Source organism: Mycolicibacter terrae (assembly GCF_010727125.1).
Taxonomy (GTDB): domain Bacteria; phylum Actinomycetota; class Actinomycetes; order Mycobacteriales; family Mycobacteriaceae; genus Mycobacterium; species Mycobacterium terrae.
In genome coordinates this window covers 2,548,396-2,566,507 of record NZ_AP022564.1, presented here as the reverse complement: position 1 = coordinate 2,566,507, position 18,112 = coordinate 2,548,396, and the positions used below count along the sequence as shown (strand labels likewise).

19 protein-coding genes and 1 tRNA gene are annotated in these 18,112 nt (G+C 68.7%); 7 read left to right on the top strand and 13 right to left on the bottom strand.

Annotation, left to right across the window (positions count from 1 at the left end; all coding sequences use genetic code 11):
* Positions 1–57 precede the first annotated feature (57 nt).
* From G6N23_RS12395 to aceE, 7 genes are all read right to left on the bottom strand, one after another.
* Positions 58–1,479 (bottom strand): acyl-CoA carboxylase subunit beta, encoded by a 1,422-nt coding sequence (locus tag G6N23_RS12395; RefSeq protein WP_085261088.1) that lies wholly within the window; start codon positions 1,477–1,479, stop codon positions 58–60.
* A gap of 45 nt (positions 1,480–1,524) precedes the next feature.
* A complete protein-coding gene (gene kasB, locus G6N23_RS12390) occupies positions 1,525–2,793 on the bottom strand; it encodes a 3-oxoacyl-ACP synthase KasB (protein ID WP_085261087.1) in 1,269 nt (422 codons plus the stop codon).
* 36 nt (positions 2,794–2,829) lie between these two features.
* Positions 2,830–4,089 (bottom strand): 3-oxoacyl-ACP synthase KasA, encoded by a 1,260-nt coding sequence (gene kasA, locus G6N23_RS12385; protein ID WP_085261086.1) that lies wholly within the window; start codon positions 4,087–4,089, stop codon positions 2,830–2,832.
* Entirely contained in the window at positions 4,090–4,389 is a 300-nt protein-coding gene (acpM, locus tag G6N23_RS12380; protein WP_024440584.1) for a meromycolate extension acyl carrier protein AcpM, read from the bottom strand. It abuts the gene before it with no gap.
* 87 nt (positions 4,390–4,476) lie between these two features.
* Complete coding sequence (locus G6N23_RS12375) at positions 4,477–5,391, bottom strand: ACP S-malonyltransferase (RefSeq protein WP_085261085.1); 915 nt, start codon at positions 5,389–5,391, stop codon at positions 4,477–4,479.
* A gap of 185 nt (positions 5,392–5,576) precedes the next feature.
* Positions 5,577–6,887, bottom strand: coding sequence for a PucR family transcriptional regulator (locus tag G6N23_RS12370; RefSeq protein WP_085261084.1), 1,311 nt, complete (start codon positions 6,885–6,887; stop codon positions 5,577–5,579).
* Between the two features lie 46 nt (positions 6,888–6,933).
* Positions 6,934–9,735: a pyruvate dehydrogenase (acetyl-transferring), homodimeric type gene (gene aceE, locus G6N23_RS12365; protein ID WP_085261083.1), complete on the bottom strand. Its 2,802-nt coding sequence runs from the start codon at positions 9,733–9,735 to the stop codon at positions 6,934–6,936.
* Positions 9,736–9,925: 190 nt separating this feature from the next.
* Here aceE and G6N23_RS12360 point away from each other — a divergent pair, with 190 nt between their 5' ends.
* The 5 genes from G6N23_RS12360 to G6N23_RS12340 all read left to right on the top strand — a co-directional run bounded on the left by G6N23_RS12360 (position 9,926) and on the right by G6N23_RS12340 (position 11,977).
* A complete protein-coding gene (locus G6N23_RS12360; protein WP_234808626.1) occupies positions 9,926–10,513 on the top strand; it encodes an Rv2240c family protein in 588 nt (195 codons plus the stop codon).
* 107 nt (positions 10,514–10,620) lie between these two features.
* Entirely contained in the window at positions 10,621–11,043 is a 423-nt protein-coding gene (locus G6N23_RS12355; RefSeq protein WP_085261168.1) for a DUF3052 domain-containing protein, read from the top strand.
* Positions 11,043–11,504 carry a peroxiredoxin gene (locus G6N23_RS12350; RefSeq protein ID WP_085261082.1) on the top strand — a complete coding sequence of 154 codons (462 nt, stop codon included), beginning with the start codon at positions 11,043–11,045 and terminating at the stop codon, positions 11,502–11,504. Before G6N23_RS12355 ends, G6N23_RS12350 begins: the two co-directional genes overlap by 1 nt.
* 122 nt (positions 11,505–11,626) lie before the next feature.
* Positions 11,627–11,701 (top strand) — tRNA-Val (locus G6N23_RS12345).
* Positions 11,702–11,821: 120 nt separating this feature from the next.
* Entirely contained in the window at positions 11,822–11,977 is a 156-nt protein-coding gene (locus G6N23_RS12340) for a hypothetical protein (protein WP_157997523.1), read from the top strand.
* 7 nt (positions 11,978–11,984) lie between these two features.
* Here G6N23_RS12340 and G6N23_RS12335 read toward each other — a convergent pair whose 3' ends face one another.
* From G6N23_RS12335 to G6N23_RS12310, 6 genes are all read right to left on the bottom strand, one after another.
* A complete protein-coding gene (locus G6N23_RS12335; protein ID WP_085261167.1) occupies positions 11,985–12,845 on the bottom strand; it encodes an LLM class F420-dependent oxidoreductase in 861 nt (286 codons plus the stop codon).
* Between the two features lie 31 nt (positions 12,846–12,876).
* Positions 12,877–13,686, bottom strand: coding sequence for an oxygenase MpaB family protein (locus tag G6N23_RS12330; RefSeq protein WP_085261166.1), 810 nt, complete (start codon positions 13,684–13,686; stop codon positions 12,877–12,879).
* Positions 13,687–13,766: 80 nt separating this feature from the next.
* Entirely contained in the window at positions 13,767–14,114 is a 348-nt protein-coding gene (locus G6N23_RS12325) for a CDGP domain-containing protein (RefSeq protein WP_085261081.1), read from the bottom strand.
* 37 nt (positions 14,115–14,151) lie between these two features.
* Complete coding sequence (locus G6N23_RS12320; RefSeq protein WP_173675014.1) at positions 14,152–15,006, bottom strand: SURF1 family cytochrome oxidase biogenesis protein; 855 nt, start codon at positions 15,004–15,006, stop codon at positions 14,152–14,154.
* Positions 15,006–15,500 (bottom strand): low molecular weight protein-tyrosine-phosphatase, encoded by a 495-nt coding sequence (locus G6N23_RS12315; protein ID WP_085261079.1) that lies wholly within the window; start codon positions 15,498–15,500, stop codon positions 15,006–15,008. Before G6N23_RS12315 ends, G6N23_RS12320 begins: the two co-directional genes overlap by 1 nt.
* Positions 15,493–16,173 carry an HAD-IA family hydrolase gene (locus G6N23_RS12310; RefSeq protein ID WP_234808625.1) on the bottom strand — a complete coding sequence of 227 codons (681 nt, stop codon included), beginning with the start codon at positions 16,171–16,173 and terminating at the stop codon, positions 15,493–15,495. The genes G6N23_RS12315 and G6N23_RS12310 overlap by 8 nt, the downstream gene beginning before the upstream one ends.
* A gap of 61 nt (positions 16,174–16,234) precedes the next feature.
* On the opposite strand from G6N23_RS12310, the gene G6N23_RS12305 reads away from it, so the two are divergent.
* Positions 16,235–17,368, top strand: coding sequence for a Nif3-like dinuclear metal center hexameric protein (locus G6N23_RS12305; protein ID WP_085261077.1), 1,134 nt, complete (start codon positions 16,235–16,237; stop codon positions 17,366–17,368).
* Positions 17,365–18,099: a zinc ribbon domain-containing protein gene (locus G6N23_RS12300; RefSeq protein WP_085261076.1), complete on the top strand. Its 735-nt coding sequence runs from the start codon at positions 17,365–17,367 to the stop codon at positions 18,097–18,099. Before G6N23_RS12305 ends, G6N23_RS12300 begins: the two co-directional genes overlap by 4 nt.
* Positions 18,100–18,112: the final 13 nt, after the last annotated feature.

Here is an 18,112-nt window from a genome sequence, read left to right as displayed (position 1 = left end):
GAGAAGAGGAGAGGAGAGAAGAGGAGAGGGGGCCGGGGCCCTGGGAAAGGGGCGGCCCTACAGCGGGATGTTCTTGTGGCGACCGCGGCGGGCCGGCGCCTCGGCCAGCGCCTGGGTGATCTTGCCGCGGGTATGCGACGGATCGATCTTCTCGTCGACGACGCCGATGTCGATGGCGCTGTCCACTCCGCCGGCGATCCGCTCGTGCTCCAAGGCGAGCTCCTCGTGCAGGGCCTCGCGCTCGTGATCGGGGGCGGCGGCCAGCTTCTTCTTGTGCAGGATGCCGACCGCGGCCTTGGCGCCCATCACCGCGACCTCGGCGTCCGGCCAGGCGAACACCTTGGTGGCGCCCAGCGACCGGGAGTTCATCGCGATGTAGGCGCCGCCGTAGGTCTTACGGGTGACCAGCGTGACCCGCGGAACGGTGGCCTCGCCGAACGCGTGCAGCAGCTTGGCGCCGCGGCGCACCACGCCACCCCACTCCTGTCCGACACCGGGCAGATAGCCCGGCACGTCGACGATCACGATCAGCGGAATCCCGAACGCGTCGCACAACCGCACGAAACGGGCTGCCTTCTCAGCGCTTTCGGAGTTCAGGCAGCCGCCGAGCCGCAGCGGGTTGTTGGCCAGCACCCCGACGGTGCGCCCCGACAACCGGCCCAGCCCGACCACCATCGACGGCGCCCACTTGGCCTGGAACTCGTCGAAAGGTGCGTCTGAATCGAGCAGCTTGTGCACCAGCGGGTGGACGTCGTAGGCCCGCCGCGCCGACTCCGGCAGCAGCGCGTGCAGGTCGATCTCTTCCGCCTCGGCCTTGTTACGGTCGAAATGGCCCTGCTGGCAGAACAATCCGACCAGGCGGCGGCCGCGCTCGTAGGCATCGAGTTCGTCGTCGGCGACGATGTGGCATACCCCCGACTTCTTGTGGTGGGTGTCGGGGCCGCCGAGCGCAGCCATGTCGACGTCCTCACCGGTGACGCTGCGCACCACGTCGGGACCGGTGACGAACACCCGGCCCTCCGGCGCCATCACGATGACATCGGTCAGCGCCGGACCGTAGGCGGCGCCGCCGGCGGCGAAGCCCACCACCACCGAGATCTGCGGGACATAGCCCGAAGCCCGGATCATCGCCTCGAAGACCCGCCCCACCGCGTGCAGGGCGCGCACCCCCTCGGCCAACCGGGCGCCGCCGGAGTGCCACAGACCCACGATCGGGCTCTGCTCGGCGATCGCGGTGTCGTAGGCGTTGACGATGTGGTCGCAGCCGTCGATACCCATCGCACCGCCCATCACGGTGCCGTCGGTGCAGAACGCGATGGTGCGCACCCCGTTGACCTCACCGGCCGCGGCGAGCACTCCCGAGCGGTCCCGCTCGTGCAGCAGTCTGACGGTGCCGTCGTCGAAGAACGTCGACAGACGCAGCAGGGGATCGCGTGGGTCGAGTGATTCGCCCACCGTCTCGGGAGCCATGGTCGTCATCGCGCGTCTCCTTGTCGTTTGATGCTTATGCCGCTGTCGCGGCCGTCAGTAGCGGCCGAAGACGAGCGCGACGTTGTGCCCGCCGAATCCGAACGAGTTGTTGATCGCGTACTGGTAGTTGCCCGACCTGGGTTCGCCGGCCACCACGTCCAGGTCGATCTCGGGGTCGAGATTCACCAGGTTCAGGGTCGGCGGAATGACCTGGTCACGCAGCGCCATCACCGTCAGGATCGACTCGACCGCGCCGACCGCACCGACCGAGTGGCCGAGCGCCGCCTTGGGTGCGTACACCGCGGCGTTGCCGCCGTGCGGGCCCAGGGCGAGGTTGATGGCGTGGCCTTCCGCCACGTCGCCCACCGAGGTCCCGGTGGCGTGCGCATTGACGTGATCGATGTCGCCGGGCGCCAGGCCGGCCACCTGGATCGCCCGCGACATCGCCCGTCCGGCGCTCTCACCGTTGGGGTCCGGCGCGACGATGTGGTAGCCGTCGGAGGTGATCGAGGCCCCCATGATGCGCGCGATGATGTTCGCCCCGCGGGCCTTGGCGTGCTCCTCGGTCTCGATCACCATCAGCGCGGCGCCCTCACCGAAGACGAACCCGTTGCGGTCGCGGTCGAAGGGGCGGCACGCGCCCGTCGGGTTGTCGTTGGTGTTGGACAGCACGATGCGCATCTGGGCGAAGCCGGCGATCGGCACCGCTTCGATCCGGGTCTCCACGCCGCCGCAGATGGCGATGTCGGCTTCGCCGAGCACGATCTGCTGCCAGGCGTGGGCGATGCCCTCTGAACCGGACGCACACGCCGAGATCGGGGTGATCACCCCGGCCTTGGCCTCGCGGTCCAGCCCGACGGCCGCGGCCGCCCCGTTGGGCATGTACTTCTGCACGGTCAGTGGGGAGACCGCCCGGAAACCGCGTTCCCGCATGCCGTCATAGGCCCAGACCAGCTCTTCGGTGGAACCCAGCCCGGTGCCGATCGAGACCAGCAACCGGCGGGTGTCCACCTCCGGTGAGCCCACCTGCTCCCACAATCGCCGACTCAGCACCGTCGAGAGTTTCTGCAGGTAGGACAGTCGTCGCAGCTCGGTGCGACTCAGCCCTTCGTCGAAGCACTCCGGTGTCTCGACGAGATGCCCCCCGATACGAACCGGAAGGTCGTACTCCTCGATGAACGAATCGGTGAGCTTGCGGATGCCGCTCTGGCCGTCCAGCAGCCGCTTCCAGGTCTCTTCCGCGTCGGCGGCCAACGCCGTCGTCATCGTGATGCCGGTGACGACGACGTTGGGGAGACCGTTTCCCGTTGCCAGCGTTGACATGGCTGTTGCGAACTTCCCTTTCCTGGGTACTGAGGATCAGTACCGCCCGAAGGCGAGCGCGACGTTGTGCCCACCGAATCCGAATGAGTTGTTGATGGCGTACTTGTAGTCGCCGTAACGGGGCTCGCCGGCGACGATGTCGAGGTCGATCTCGGGGTCCGGTGTCTCGTAGTTCAGCGTCGGCGGGATGACCCCGTCACGCAGCGTGAGCACCGTGAGCACCGACTCCAGCGCACCGACCGCTCCGATGGAGTGGCCGAGTGCCGACTTGGGTGCGTACACCGCGGCGTGCTGGCAGCCAGCTTCCCGGATGGCGTTCGCCTCGGCCGTGTCACCGATCGGGGTGGCCGTTCCGTGCGCGTTGATGTGGTCGACGTCCTTGGCGGACAGGCCCGCCAACTCCAACGACCGCGTCATCGCCCGGCCGGCCCGCTTGCCGTCGGGCCCCGGCGCCACCATGTGGAAGGCGTCGGAGGTGATGCCGGCGCCCAGCAGCCTGGCCAGCGGCTTGGCGCCGCGCGCCTTGGCGTGCTCCTCGGTCTCGATGATCATCATCGCGCCGGCCTCGCCGAACACGAATCCGTCCCGGTTCTTGTCGAACGGCCGCGACGCACCCTCGGGGTCGTCGTTGCGGGTCGACATCGCGCGCATCATCGAGAACGTCGCGATCGGCAGCGCCTCGATGCCGCCTTCGACACCGCCGCAGACTGCGAAGTCCGCGTCACCCATGACGATCTGGCGCCACGCGTGCGCGATCGCCTCCGAACCCGACGAGCAGGCCGACACCGGGGTGATGACCCCGGCGCGGGCGCCGAGCTGCAGACCGACCACCGCGGCGGCGCCGTTGGGCATGATCATCTGCACGGCCAGCGGCGACACCTTGCGGGGGCCGCCCTCGTTCATCAGGTCATAGGTCTCGACGATTTTCTCGCCGCCGCCCAGTCCGGTACCGACGACTACCGCGAACCGGTCCGGGTCGACCTCCGGGTTACCGGCGTTCTCCCACAACCGGCCGGAGAGCAGCTTGGCCATCCGCTGGACATACGACATCCGTCGCAGGTCCAGCCGGCCCATGTGGTCGTCGACCGGGTCCTTGAGGTGGCCGCCGATCTTGACCGGCAGGTCCCATTTGGTGACGAAATCGTCTTCGAGAACGTGGATTCCACTCTCGCCGGCCAGCAGGCCCTTCCACGTGCTCTCGACGTCCGCCCCGATTGAAGTGGTGGCCTCAACGGCGGTTACCACCACATTGGGGTAACCGCCGTTGGCCGTAGAAGGAGCAGCGGGCTTGGACACTTAGCTCTCCGAGCCGAACTTCTCGCGCAGCGCGGCGGCGGCCTCGGGGTTCTCGGCCTCGAGCTTCTGGATGTAGCCGACCACGTCTCCGACGGTGCGCAGACCGGCGAGGTCCTCGTCGGGGATCTTCACGCCGTACTTGTCCTCGGTCTGGACGGCGATCTCCACCATCGACAGCGAGTCGATGTCCAGGTCGTCGACGAAGGACTTCTCGACCGTGACCTCAGACGGCTCGATACCGGTCACCTCTTCGATGATCTCGGCGAGACCGGCGATGATTTCTTCCTGACTGGCAGGCACAGTGTGTTCCCTTCGGTTGGTTCCGCACGGGGTGTGCGGGGTGATTACTGCGTATCTGGTTGTGCAGGTTGGAGCGGGCCTAAAGGGTTAGAACTCGGGAAGCCCGTCCAGATCCGCGGGGGACTTGACGGCGTGCGTCGGGGTCCCCCGAAGTTCGCGTTTGGCGATACCGGCGAGTGTTCCCGCGGGCGGGAATTCGACGATCGCCGTGACCCCGCGTGAGCGGAGTGTCTCGGTGCACAGGTCCCAGCGCACCGGCCGGGTCAGCTGCGCGACCAGGTGATCCATCGCCACGGCCGCCGAAACCACCGGCTGCCCATCGCGGTTGGACAACAGTGTGGCGGTGGGCTCCGATGTGGCGACCTGGGCCGCCGCGGCGGAATAGGCCTCCAGCGCGGGAGCCATGTACTGAGTGTGGAACGCCCCCGCCGTCGCCAGCTTACGCACCCGGGCCTTGGCGGGCGGGTCTTCGGCGAGTTTGTCCAATGCGGGCAGCGGGCCGGCGGCGACGATCTGGCCGGCGGCGTTGCGGTTGGCCGGGATCAGGTCGAGCTGCTCGAGGCGGGTCAGCACCTCGGCTTCGTCACCGCCCAGCACCGCGGCCATGCCGGTCGGCTCGAGTGCGCAGGCCTTGGCCATCTCGCGGCCGCGGGTGGCGGCCAGCATGACGGCGTCGTCGGGGGAGATGACGCCGGCGATGGCGTAGGCGGCGATCTCGCCCACGGAGTGGCCGGCCACGATGACATTGCCCAGGTTGTCGTTCCGCTTGGCCAGCTCGGCGTAGGCCAGCAGGGTTGCCGCCACCACCAGCGGCTGGGTGACCGCCGTGTCGGTGATCTCCTCGGCGGTTGCGGTGGTTCCCAGCGCGACCAAATCCAGGCCGCTGATCGTCGACCAGGCGGCCAGCCGGGCCCGGGCGTCACCGGAATCCGGCGTCTCGAGCCACGGCAACAGCATGCCGGGGGTCTGCGATCCCTGTCCGGGAGCGAGCAACGCAATCACGTCTTTAAGAGAACATTGTGAAGCGGGTTTTGCAGGATGTCCTAGATTATGAACATTGTCTTATGTTTTTGTGGAAGTCCTACAAAACAGTCATCCGATGCGACATGTTCGATACCGTCCTGCGACAACTGCCCGGGCGGCGCCGGGGCCGGCAGGGGCGTCCCGGCGTCCCGGCCGCCCCGGGCTCACCCCACCTGATGCTCCTCGGGTGGGGGCGCCGCCGCCGGTGGTGCGGCGTATGTCGCCTGTGCGCTGCTGAAGCTGGCATGTTGGGCCTGATTGGCCAGCCGGCCGACGGTGGCGGCCACTCGCAGCACATAGGCGTCGCGGGGCTGGGTGGGATCGCGACCGGTGAAGTCGGCGATCCGCTTGAGTCGGTAGCGGACGGTGTTTGGATGAACGAACAACTTGCGCGAGCAGGCCTCGATCGCGCCGCCGCAGTCCAGGTAGGCGTCCAGCGTCTCGGTCAGGGACGGCCCGGCCTCGGCCAGGGGCCGCATCACGTCGGTGTGCAGGGCCGCGATCGCCGAGGGGTCCCCGATCAGGGCCCGCTCGGGCAGGAGCTCGCGGGCCAGCACCGGGCGCGGCGCTCCGGTCCAGCCGACCACGGCGTTCATCCCGGAGATCGCCTCGCTGGCGCTGTGGTAGGCCGCGGTCAGGCTCGGCGCGGTCGGGCCGATCACCACCGGCCCGTCGGAGAACGCGCCGAGCAGGTCGGCCAGAAACTTCTGGGTCGGTGACAACGGGCCCGACACGATCGCCACCAGCCAGGTGCCGTGCACGTCGGTCAGCGCCGCCCGGCCGTGGCGTCCGGCGACGTCGCGGACGTCCTGGCTGGCCTTCTGGCCGGAGTAGGCGTCCGGCCCGGGCGGCGCGGTGCCCACCACGACCGTGGCCGGTGCGGTGGTGTCCCAGTTCAGTGCCGCCGCCCGGCTCAACAGCTCCGGCCCGGTGTCACCGCGCACCACGGCGTCCACCACGCTGGCCTCCATCCGGGAATCCCAGGTGCCCCGGGCCTCGGCGGCGTCGGCGTAGGCGGAGGCGGCGGTGAAGGCCAGGTCGCGGCTGTACTTGAGGATGCCCACCGTCAGCGCGGTCACCTGCTCCTCGGAGCGGGCCAGCATCGGCACGACCTCCTCGAAGAACTCCATGGTGACCCGCACCATGTCCACGGTGTGGCGCAGCGCGATGTGCCGGGTCAGTTCCTGGGGCACCAGCTCGAAGGCCTGCGCGGTGTGGCTGACGTTGCCGTGCGGGTCGTGCATCCATTCGGCGAAGTTGACCACGGCGGTCTGCACCACCAGGGCGACGCTGGCGCGCTGGGAGGCCTCCAGGTCGCCGAAGAACGGCAGCCGTTCGCCCATCGCCGACACCGCTTCGGTGGCCAGTCGGCCCGAATAGTGTTTGAGCCTGCGCAGCAGGGTGTCCGGGACGGCGCTCAGCAGATCAAGAGTGGACCGCGGCAGGACCGGGCCACCCGAGCTGTTGTCGACCATCCCTAAAAGCTACGCCTGATTTCTGGCCAATCCCAACAAGTCTGTGTCAGGCGACACCCGAGTCGGATGTCTGCTCCGGGGCGGCCAGCACGTCGTCGATCTGGTACCGGGTCGCGGCCGTGGCCGGGACCGATGCCTCGACGGCCCCGTCGCGGGCCAGCGCGGCCAGTACCGCGACCACCACCGACTCCGCGTCGGTGTTGAAATAGCGCCGCGCGGCCGGGCGGGTGTCGGAGAAGCCGAACCCGTCGGTGCCCAGGGTGACGAAGGTGCCGGGCACCCAGGGCCGGATCTGCTCGGGTACCGCGCGCATCCAGTCCGACACCGCGACGACCGGGCCGGGCTTGTCCGCCAGTGCCTCGGACAGGACGCGGCCCACGTAGGGCTCCTGGGTTGGGCGCTCGGGGTGGCGCAACCGCTCGCGTTCGACCGCCACGCCGTCGCGGTTGAGCTCGCCCCAGCTGGTCACCGACCACACGTCGGCGGTCACCTCCCAGTCGGCGGCCAGCAGCTCGGCAGCGCGCAGCGCCTCGGGCATCGCCACCCCCGAGGCCAGGATGTGGGCGGTGTGGGCGCCCGACCCCGAGGCCTTCTGATAGCGGTAGATGCCGCGCAGCAGGCCTTCCGGGTCGAAGCCGTCCGGTTCGGCCGGCTGGACGTACGGCTCGTTGTAGATGGTCATGTAGAAGTACACGTTCTCCGGGTTCGCGCCGAACATGCGCTCCAGCCCGCTTTCGATGATGTGGGCGACTTCGAAGGCGAACGCGGGATCGTAGGAGACCACCGCCGGGTTGGTGCTGGCCAGCAGTAGTGAGTGCCCGTCGGCGTGTTGCAGGCCTTCGCCGGTCAGTGTGGTGCGGCCCGCGGTGGCGCCGAGAACGAAACCGCGCGCCATCTGATCGGCGGCCGCCCACAGGCCGTCGCCGGTGCGCTGGAAGCCGAACATCGAGTAGAAGATGTAGATCGGGATCATCGGCTCGTCGTGGGTGGAATACGACGTCCCGACCGCGGTGAAGGAGGCCGTCGAGCCGGCCTCGTTGATGCCCTCGTGCAGGATCTGGCCAATTTCACTTTCCTTGTATGCCAGCATCAGATCGGCATCGACGGAGGTGTAGAGCTGCCCGTTGCGGTTGTAGATCTTCAACGACGGGAACCACGAGTCCATCCCGAAGGTGCGCGCCTCGTCGGGGATGATCGGGACCAGACGCGGCCCGATTTCCTTGTCCCGCAACAGTTCTTTGAACACCCGCACGGTCGCCATGGTGGTGGCGACCTCCTGGTTGCCCGATCCCTTCTTGACCGCCGCGTACGCGTCGGAGGCGGGCAGGGGCAGCGACCGGACCTGGGTGCGGCGGTGTGGAACGAAGCCGCCGAGGCTGTGCCGGCGGTCCAGCAGGTAGCGGATCTCCGGTGTGTTCTCGCCGGGGTGGTAGTACGGCGGCAGGTACGGGTTTTCCTCGAGTTCGGCGTCGGAGATGGGGATTCGCATCTCGTCGCGGAAGTCCTTGAGGTCTTGCAGGCGGAACTTCTTCATCTGGTGGGTGGCGTTGCGGCCGGCGAAGTAGCTGCCCAGGCTGTAGCCCTTGATGGTCTTGGCCAGGATGACGGTCGGCTGGCCCTTGTGTTCGACGGCCGCACGGTAGGCCGCATGGACCTTGCGGTAGTCGTGCCCACCGCGCTTGAGGTGCCAGATGTCCTGATCGGACAGATCCTGGACCAGGGCCTTGGTGCGCGGGTCGCGGCCGAAGAAATGCTCCCGCACATAGCCGCCGTCGTTGGCCTTGTAGGTCTGGTAATCGCCGTCGGGGGTGACGTTCATCAGGTTGACCAGGGCGCCGTCCCGGTCGGCGTGCAGCAGGGCGTCCCACTCGCGGCCCCAGACCACCTTGATCACGTTCCAGCCCGCCCCGCGGAAGAACGACTCGAGCTCCTGGATGATCTTGCCGTTGCCGCGCACCGGCCCGTCCAGGCGCTGCAGGTTGCAGTTGATCACGAAGGTCAGGTTGTCCAGGCCCTCCAGCGCGCCGACGTGCAGCAGGCCGCGGCTCTCCGGCTCGTCCATCTCGCCGTCGCCCAAAAAGCACCACACGTGTTGGTCGGAGGTGTCCTTGATGCCGCGGTCGTGCAGGTAGTGGTTGAAACGGGCTTGGTAGATGGCGTTCATCGGACCCAGCCCCATCGACACCGTGGGGAACTCCCAGAAGTCGGGCATCAGCCGCGGGTGCGGGTAGGACGGCAGGCCACCACCGGGGTGGCTGTGCTCCTGACGGAAACCGTCGAGCTGGTCGGTGCTCAGCCGGCCCTCCAGGAACGCCCGCGCGTAGATGCCGGGGGAGGCGTGGCCCTGGATGAACACCTGGTCTCCGCCACCGGGGTGGTCTTTGCCGCGGAAGAAGTGGTTGAAGCCGACCTCATAGAGCGTCGACGACGAGGCGTAGGTCGAGATGTGCCCGCCGACGCCGACCCCGGGCCGTTGCGCGCGGTGCACCATCACCGCGGCGTTCCAGCGGATCCACCTGCGGAAGCGGCGTTCGGTGTCCTCGTCGCCGGGGAACCAGGGTTCCAGTTCGGTCGGGATGGTGTTGACGTAGTCGGTGGAGGTGAGCGCCGGGATCGCCACCCGCTGCTCGCCGGCGCGTTCCAGCAGCCGCAGCATCAGGTAGCGGGCGCGGGTCGGGCCGGACCGGGCCACCAGTTGGTCGAAGGACTCCAGCCATTCGGAGGTCTCTTCCGGGTCGATGTCGGGAAGGTAGGACGCCACACCTTCGCGGATCACCCGGACCCGGTCGGATTCGCTTGCGCCGCTTGGTTTATTGCCCAGATCCTGGTGCACGGCCTCGGTTGTCACCGCATTACTCCTTGGTTTGGAGGTGAAGTCGTGTCTTCCGGCTTGTGGCCAGAACGACACCGGACCGATCGCTTCGTCGGCCCCGTCTTTTCTATCCTGCCCCACCGGGCCCGGGACCGGCGGTGGGTGAGTGGCGGGTGGGGTGGGTTGATCTCGGCCTGCCACCGTCTAGGCGGTAACGTTTGACGATGTGCTGACCGGATGGCGGACCGTCCCGCGGGGGCGGGCGCGGCGACACGCCCGGCTGGCTGCGCTGGTGGCCGGTGGAACCGCGGCGGTCGTGATGGGCGTCGTCGGCTGTACCAGCATCATCGGCGGGACCCCGGAGGCGGACACCTCGGCGGCGCCGGCGTACCGCTCCTCGGTCTCGGCATCGGTGTCGGCCTCGGAGGCGACGTCGAGTATCCGCGAGACCCAGCGTCAGCAGTCGATGACGACCCAGGCGGTGCGCGGCGCATGCGGCCGGTTCGCCTCCAGCAGCAGTGACGCCGTCGACACCGTGAACAAATACGTGGAGGCGTTCAACAACGGCGGCGACATCCCCGGAACCGCCGGGCCGGCGGTCGAGGCGCTCAACCACAGCGCCGAGGAAGTGGCCGGCGCCATCAATGAGAAGTTGTCGACGGAGCTCAAGGACGCGTTCACCACGTATTCCGAAGCCGCGCGCGGGGTGGCGAACGCGATTTCCGCCAAGGCGCCGGTCTCGGTGTACAACGCCCGCAAGGACGAACTCAACCGGGCCAGGGAGAAGGGGATGCAGCTGTGCCGAGCCTTCTGAGGTCACCGATCCCCGCGGACCCGGTGATTCGCCCGCGAGTGACTCGCGGTGCTGTGCAACGATGATGCCCAACACACGGCGCGCTGATGGTTGAAGGAGGTCACACGGTGGTCGCGGCGGACAACGCCCCGAACTTCGCCCGCAAGCTGGGCATCCAGAGCAAGCAGTTGATCCAGGAGTTCGGCTGGGACGAGGATGCCGACGATGACATCCGTGTCGACGTCGAAGAGGCCTGTGGCAGTGAACTGCTCGACGAAGACACCGACGAGGTGGTCGACGTGGTGCTGCTGTGGTGGCGCGACGGCGACGGGGACCTGGTCGACACTCTGATGGACGCGATCTCCGCGCTGGCCGACGACGGCGTGATCTGGGTGCTGACGCCCAAGACCGGCAAGTCCGGCCATGTCCAGCCCGCCGAGATCGCGGAGTCGGCGCCGACCGCCGGCCTGATGCCGACCTCGTCGGTCAATCTCGGCGACTGGAGTGCCAGTCGACTGGTTCAACCCAAATCAAGGATGGGAAAACGTTGATGTTGGAAGTCGGTACCGAAGCTCCTGATTTCACCCTCAAGGACCAGGATCAGCAGCTGGTCACCCTGAGCGACTACCGCGGTGACAAGAACGTCCTGCTGGTGTTCTTCCCGCTGGCCTTCACCGGCATCTGTCAGGGCGAGCTGGACCAGTTGCGCGATCACCTGCCCAGCTATGTCAACGACGACAGCGTGGCGCTGGCCATCTCGGTCGGCCCGCCGCCCACGCACAAGGTCTGGGCCGCCGAGAGCGGATTCCTGTTCCCGGTGCTCTCCGATTTCTGGCCGCACGGCGCAGTCAGCGAGGCGTTCGGGGTGTTCAACTCCGAAACCGGATTCTCCAATCGCGGCACGTTCGTCATCGACAAATCCGGGATCATCCGGTTCGCCGAGATGAAGGCGCCCGGCGAGGCGCGCGACCAGAAGCTGTGGGTCGACGCGCTGGCCGCCGTGAAGGGGTAGTTCCTCGGCGTTTTCCGCCGCGAGATTGCATTGACGCAGGCCTTTCACGGTTGTTTCCTGCATCAGCGCAATCTCGCTGTTTTGGGCACCCGGCATTCTGCCGGGTAACCTGCCCGAGGCAGGGGCGCGTAGCTCAGTGGTAGAGCTCTGGTTTTACACACCAGCGGTCGGCGGTTCGATACCGTCCGCGCCCACCATCTAAAGGCAATGCCTGGGTTTGACGCCGGCGTCGACGGTCAATGCACCCGGCCATGACTACTTACCCGAGTCCGGACCAAGATCCCACGCCACCGCCGCCGCCAGACACACCCGGCGCGGTGCCCACCGGCAAATGGGGTGTGCCGCCGACGACCAGTCCGCAGCCGACGCCGACGGGACGCTCCAGGGCCACGTCAGGGGGCCGGGCCACGCTGTGGGCGGGCTTGGCGGTGCTGATCGGGATCATCGCCCTGCTGATCATCCTGTCCGCCTAGCCCAGGGTCAGCTCAGGGCGGCGGCCAGCCGGCGCCACTGCTCACGCGGGAAGGCCCGCGGGTCTGCCTCGAGCAGCTGTACGCAGACATGGTCGGCCCCGGCGTCCCGGTGCTCGGCGATCCGCTTGGTCACGGCCTCCACGGTTCCCCAGGCGATGAGCGCGTCGAACAGCCGGTCACTGACTCCCATGATGTCGTCGGTGGAGAATCCCGAGCGCAGCAGGTTGTTGGCGTAGTTGGGCAGCGCCAGGTACGAGGCCAGCCATGCGGTACCGATCTCGCGGGCCGCCGCGCGGTCAGAGCACAGGATTGCGGTCTGTTCGGGCGCCAGCAATGGGCCCGCCCCCAGCTGTTCCCGGGCGAACCGGGTGTGCTCAGGGGTGCTCAGATAGGGGTGGGCACCGCGGCTGCGGGCGGCGGCCAGGTCGAGCATCTTCGGGCCCAGTGCCGCGAGCACCCGGGACCCGACCGGGACGGGGGCGTCGGCGGCGTCGAGGCCGTCGAGGAAGGCGGTCATCGCGCGCAGCGGCCGCCGGTAGCGACCGGGATCCCCGGCGTCGATCAGCGGGGCGTGGCTGACACCGATCCCCAGCAGGAACCGATCACCGTGGGCCGCGGTCAGCGACGCGTAGGAGGCGGCTACGTCGGCCGGAGTGTGCATCCACAGATTCAAGATGCCGGTGGCGATCACCGCCTGCCGCGTCGCGGTGAGAAGATTGGCCACCGCGTCGAACAGCGGGCCGCCGACATCGGGGATCCACAGGGTGCCGAAGCCCAACTCCTCCAGCTCGGCGGCCGCCTCGGCGGCCTCGCCCTGATCGCCGTAGCGCAGCGGCGCACTCCAGATCCCCACACCCGAGATGTTCACCATCAGCCCAGGATGGCACGGCGCCGGCGCGCTAGACGACGCGCATGCCGTTTCGGGCCCGAAAACGCATGTCCCACAAATATGCCCGATAACCCAGCACCCAGGCCTGGTGTGGAATCAGCCGGTCGGCCAGCCTCAGCGCGGACAGCAGCCATTCGAACCGGCGTTGCTGCGACGCCGACCAATCCAGCTGCATCATCTGGCGGAACTCCGCGGGCAAGAACCCCGTCGTCGCGAACAAGTTAAGCGGTCCGGCCAGCCGCAGCGGCCAGGGCAGGAACACCATCGACGCCACCCCGCGCAGATGCTCACGCACCGGCGGATCGATGCGCAGCTCGTGCAGCGCCTGCTTCCAATACTCTTCGAACGCCTTGCGATCGGCCGGCCACATCTCATCGCGCACCTGCAACGTGGTGCCGAGTTTCTTGGCGTCCGCGTAGACCGCGTCGGCGGCCGCGTCGTCGAGCGGGCCGTGCAGGAACTCGTGTTGGTCGACGAAGTAGCGGTACAGGCAGGCCGCCACCCACAGTTGCAGCTCGGGGTCGAACGCGCTGTAACGCACCGGGCTTTCGGGCGTGGAACGCACCTGCCGGTGTGCGGTGTCCACGGCGGCACGGTAGAGCGCCCGGTCGTCATCGGTGCCGATGGCGGCCACCGCCAGGTAGGTGCCGGTGGTGCGGGCCCGCTTGAACGGATGCTTGTACACGTTGCCGGAGTCCACCCGGCTTTCCTGCACGCCGTAGCCCACCCCGGGCAGCGACAACTGCATGATCACGTTGGCGGCCGGCATCAGCATCGCGGCGGGGTTCAACAGGTCGACGATCTTGGTGGTCCGTTTCATCGGCACTGCTCCATGGCTGGAGTATGCCCGAACACCGGGGCCGGTACGCCGCACTCGGGCAGTTGGCCCCGCTGAACTTCTCAGCCGTCGATGTGTTGTTGCGGGGTGAAAGGATTCGGCGGCGGATTAGCGCCGCCCAAGGTCATGCAGTCGCTGCCGCCCGGCAGGAACCCTCCGATACCCCCCGAGCCATCGAAGAACGGCTGGGGCTGCCACTGAACGCACCGCCGCCAGGTGCCGTCCGGCTGGACTGGGTCATCGCAAGCCATCGCACTATTACCCAGCCCATACCCTTGGCAATGCGTCTCCGGTCCGCCGGGCATCCCCGGATCGGCCGAGGCGGTCCCCACCGCACCCCACAGCGCGACGGTGGCGAGCACCGTGCCCACCGCTCCGGTGAGCATTCTGACGAGCAATCCCCAGATCATGGGGTAGGTATATCGAACGGCTCTGACATCAAGCGGCTCAGCGGCGCCGGCCGTACCGGTCGGCGAGCTTCTGCTCGACGGTCATCGGCGCCGCCGGCTCATCGGTATCCGGTCCGGCATCGGGGGCCGCGTCGACCTCGGCGGTCGATCTCTCCGACCGCCGCGCGCGCACCTCGGCGAACGCGAAGTAACCCAGTCCGATCGGGGCGAGGATCCCGAACGCGATCCACTGGATCCCGTAGGACAGGAACGGCCCGTTATCGCGGCGCGGTAGCGCGATCAACCCCAATCCGCCGGGCTGCCCCTCAACCAGTTGCAGATAGGAGCCGGTCAGCGGAACCTTGGTCAGCGCCGCTACCTGTTCGGTGTTGATCGAGTACACCTGTCGGAAACCGTTCTCGCTGAACGGGTTCTTGCCCGGAATGGCCCCCTGCGAATCCCGCAGTCGCGCGGTGATCGTGACCTGCCCGTCCGGTGGCGGCGCAATCTGCGGCATCCGCGAGCCGCCGTCGTCGGTGCGCACATAGCCGCGGTTGACCAGCACGGTCGGCCCGCCGCGGACCGCGAACGGCGTCAGGACCTCGACGGCCGGCACACCTTCGACCAGCCGCAGCCGCACCAGCACCTGCGCCTCGCCAAGGTAATGTCCGGTGGCGGTCACCGGCCGCCACTGCTCATCCGGTGCCGACGAATCCTGGTGCGGTAGCAGCGTTGTCAGCGGCACGGGTTGCGCGGTCAGCGCGCGTTCGAGTTGGCTGTTGGCGCGTGAGGTGGTGGTGTTCTTGCCCAGTTGCCACGGCGCCAGCACGGTGAAGCACAGATAGGCGAAGGCCAACACCACCACCGCCAGGGCCAGCCAGCTCGGGCGCAGCAGGAAGGCCAGGCGCCGCATCAGCCGCCCTCGCCGGACGCCAGCTGGGCGTCGACCCAGTCATGCAGGCCCGGCAGTGCGGCTGCGATGACGGTGAAAGCCCGCTCGAAATCGTCGTGGCCGCCGTAGTAGGGATCGTCGACGTCGGGCACGGCCGCACCCGAACGCGGATCGAAGGACCGCAGCATCCGGATCCGCTCGGCCGGCACCCCCAGACCTTCGAGGAGCCAGACGTGGTTGCGCCCCAAGGCCACCACCAGGTCGGCGGCCATGTGGTCGGCGCCGACCTGTGCAGCACTGTGCTCCACCGGATAGCCGTGCGCGCGCAGCACCCGGTCGGTGCGCTCGTCGGCGCGTTTGCCGATATGCCAATCCGCGGTCCCGGCGCTGGTGACACGCACCAGCTCACCCAGGCCGCGCTGCGCAAGCTGGTGGGCGAACATCTTCTCGGCCATCGGGGAGCGGCAGATGTTGCCGGTGCAGACGAACGTCACATGCAGCGCCGGGTCAGACACCGAGCACCTCCCGCAACTCGGCCATGGTCTGCACCCGAGCGAGCGGGCCGTCGGGAATCGGGGAACCGGCCCCGTCGTCGTCGTAGTCGGACCGCCCGTAACCCCAGCCGACCAGCACCGTGTCGATACCGTGCGCGGCCGCGCCCTCCACGTCGTGACGCCGGTCGCCCACCATCAACACCCGGGCCGGCAGCGGCGTCAATTGCTCGAGCGCGCGGGCCAGCACCTCCGACTTCGCCGCCCGGGTGCCGTCGACGCTGGCACCCGCGACGACCTCGAAATACCCGTCCAGCCCGAAGTGGGCCAGGATCTTGCGCGCCGTCGGCTCGACTTTGGAGGTGGCTACGGCCAACCGGACCCCGGCGGCCCGCAGGTCGGTCAGCAACGCCGCGACGCCGTCGAACATGGTGTTCATCTGCCAGCCACGGCTGGTGTAATCGGCGCGGTAGGCGGCGATCGCCGCGTCGGTCTGCTCGCCGAGGCTCATCGCCGCCAGCGTGTGGTGCATCGGCGGGCCGACGAGCCGCTCGGCGAGATCACCGTCGGGCACCGGTGCGCCGATGTGCTCCAGCGCGTGGCGGAAGCTGGCGACGATCCCGGCGGCGGAGTCGGTCAAGGTGCCGTCCAGGTCGAAGATCACCAGCTCGGCGCTGACAGTGGTAGTGCGGGTCACGGCCCCATTGTCCCCGACGTGGGCGGCAGGCCCGCCGGGTGGCGCACTACTGTCTTGGAGTGTGACCGCGCGGCTGGCTGATGTCATCGACGTGCTCGATGCCGCCTACCCGCCGGAATTGGCCCAGTCCTGGGATTCGATCGGGCTGGTCTGCGGCGACCCGGACGACGTGGTGGGCTCGGTGACGATCGCGGTCGACGCCACGGCGGCGGTCATCGACGAGGTTCCCGACGGCGGCCTGCTGCTGGCCCATCATCCGCTGCTGTTGCGCGGGGTGGACACCGTGGCGGCGAGCACGCCCAAGGGGGCCCTGATCCACCGGCTGATCCGTTCCGGGCGTGCCCTGTTCACCGCCCACACCAACGCCGACTCGGCCGCCCCCGGGGTATCGGATGCGCTGGCCGAGGCGCTGGGTCTGACCGTTCAGGCCGTACTGGAACCGGCCAACCGGGCTCCCGACACCGACAAATGGGTGATCTACACCCCGATCGAGCACGCCGAGGCGGTGCGGGCCGCGGTGTTCGCCGCCGGGGCCGGACACATCGGCGACTATGCGCAGTGCAGCTGGAGCGTGACCGGGACGGGGCAGTTCCTGCCCGGCGACAAAGCGGCACCGGCGATCGGTCAGGTGGGTGCGGTCGAGCGTGTCACCGAGGACCGTGTCGAGGTGGTGGCTCCGGCATCCGCCCGCGCCCGGGTCCGCGCGGCGCTGCTGGCCGCGCATCCCTACGAGGAGCCGGCATTCGACGTCTTCGCGTTGCAGCCGCTGCCCGCCGGTGTCGGGATCGGCCGGATCGGCACGCTGCCGGCGCCGGAGCCGCTGAGCGCCTTCGTGGCCCGGGTCGCCGCCGGACTGCCGGCCACGTCGTGGGGAGTGCGCGCGGCGGGAGATCCGGATCTGCCGGTGTCGCGGGTCGCGGTCTGCGGCGGAGCCGGGGATTCCCTTCTGGACGCGGCGGCCAGGGCCGACGCTCAGGCTTACGTCACCGCGGATCTGCGTCACCACCCGGCTGACGAGCACTCCCGCGCCTCGGCGGTGGCGTTGGTCGATGTGGCGCACTGGGCCAGCGAATACCCGTGGTGCGGGCAGGCCGCAGATGTCCTGCGTTCACATTTTGGTGCGGCCCTCCCGGTGCGGGTCAGCGCACTGCGCACCGACCCCTGGAATCTTGCGCTCGAAGGAGACCGCCGATGAAAGCTGAAGTCGCACAGCAACGTTCGCTTCTGGAATTGTCGGAGCTCGATGCCGAGCTGGCCCGTATCGCGCATCGGGCCGGTCATCTTCCCGAGCGGCAGGACCTCGAGCGTCTCCAGGGTGAGCACACCGCCGCCGCCGATCGGCTGGCCGCGTTGGAACTGGCGTTGGAGGACCTGGACGCCCAGGCCGCCCGCTTCGAGTCGGAGATCGACGCGGTGCGCCAGCGCGAGGATCGCGACCGCGCCCTGCTGGACTCGGGGCAAACCAACGCCAAGCAGGTCGTCGATCTGCAGCATGAGCTGGAGACCCTGCAGCGGCGGCAGGCCAGCCTGGAGGACTCGCTGCTGGAGTTGCTGGAGCAGCGCGAGCAACTGCAGGCCCAGGCGACCGCCGAGGCGGCCGGGGTCGAGGGACTGGCCGCCGACCTGGCCCGGGTACAGCAGAGCTTGGACACCGCGTCTACCGAGATCGAGGCCACCCGCGCGCAACGCGCGGCGAGCCGTGAGGAGCTGGTCGCAGCGCTCGACGGTGCGCTGCTGGCGCTCTATGAACGACAGCGGGCGTCTGCCGGCATCGGGGCGGGACCGCTCCGCGGCGGCCAGTGCGGGGCCTGCCGGATCGAGATCGACCGCGGTGAGCTGGCGCGGATCTCGGCCGCTCCGCCGGAGGAGGTGCTGCGCTGTCCGGAATGCAGTGCGATTCTGTTGCGGGTCAAGGACTTCGGGTAGTGCTCGGGCGATG

Bases quoted from the DNA above. Each gene is read 5' to 3' on its own strand.
- G6N23_RS12370 (WP_085261084.1), bottom strand. From the start codon at position 6,887: ATGGTCGACAACAGCTCGGGTGGCCCGGTCCTGCCGCGGTCCACTCTT.
- G6N23_RS12300 (WP_085261076.1), top strand. From the start codon at position 17,365: ATGAAAGCTGAAGTCGCACAGCAACGTTCGCTTCTGGAATTGTCGGAG.
- G6N23_RS12395 (WP_085261088.1), bottom strand. From the start codon at position 1,479: ATGACGACCATGGCTCCCGAGACGGTGGGCGAATCACTCGACCCACGC.
- G6N23_RS12320 (WP_173675014.1), bottom strand. From the start codon at position 15,006: ATGCGGCGCCTGGCCTTCCTGCTGCGCCCGAGCTGGCTGGCCCTGGCG.
- G6N23_RS12330 (WP_085261166.1), bottom strand. From the start codon at position 13,686: ATGAAACGGACCACCAAGATCGTCGACCTGTTGAACCCCGCCGCGATG.
- G6N23_RS12350 (WP_085261082.1), top strand. From the start codon at position 11,043: ATGTTGGAAGTCGGTACCGAAGCTCCTGATTTCACCCTCAAGGACCAG.
- G6N23_RS12325 (WP_085261081.1), bottom strand. From the start codon at position 14,114: ATGATCTGGGGATTGCTCGTCAGAATGCTCACCGGAGCGGTGGGCACG.
- kasB (WP_085261087.1), bottom strand. From the start codon at position 2,793: ATGTCAACGCTGGCAACGGGAAACGGTCTCCCCAACGTCGTCGTCACC.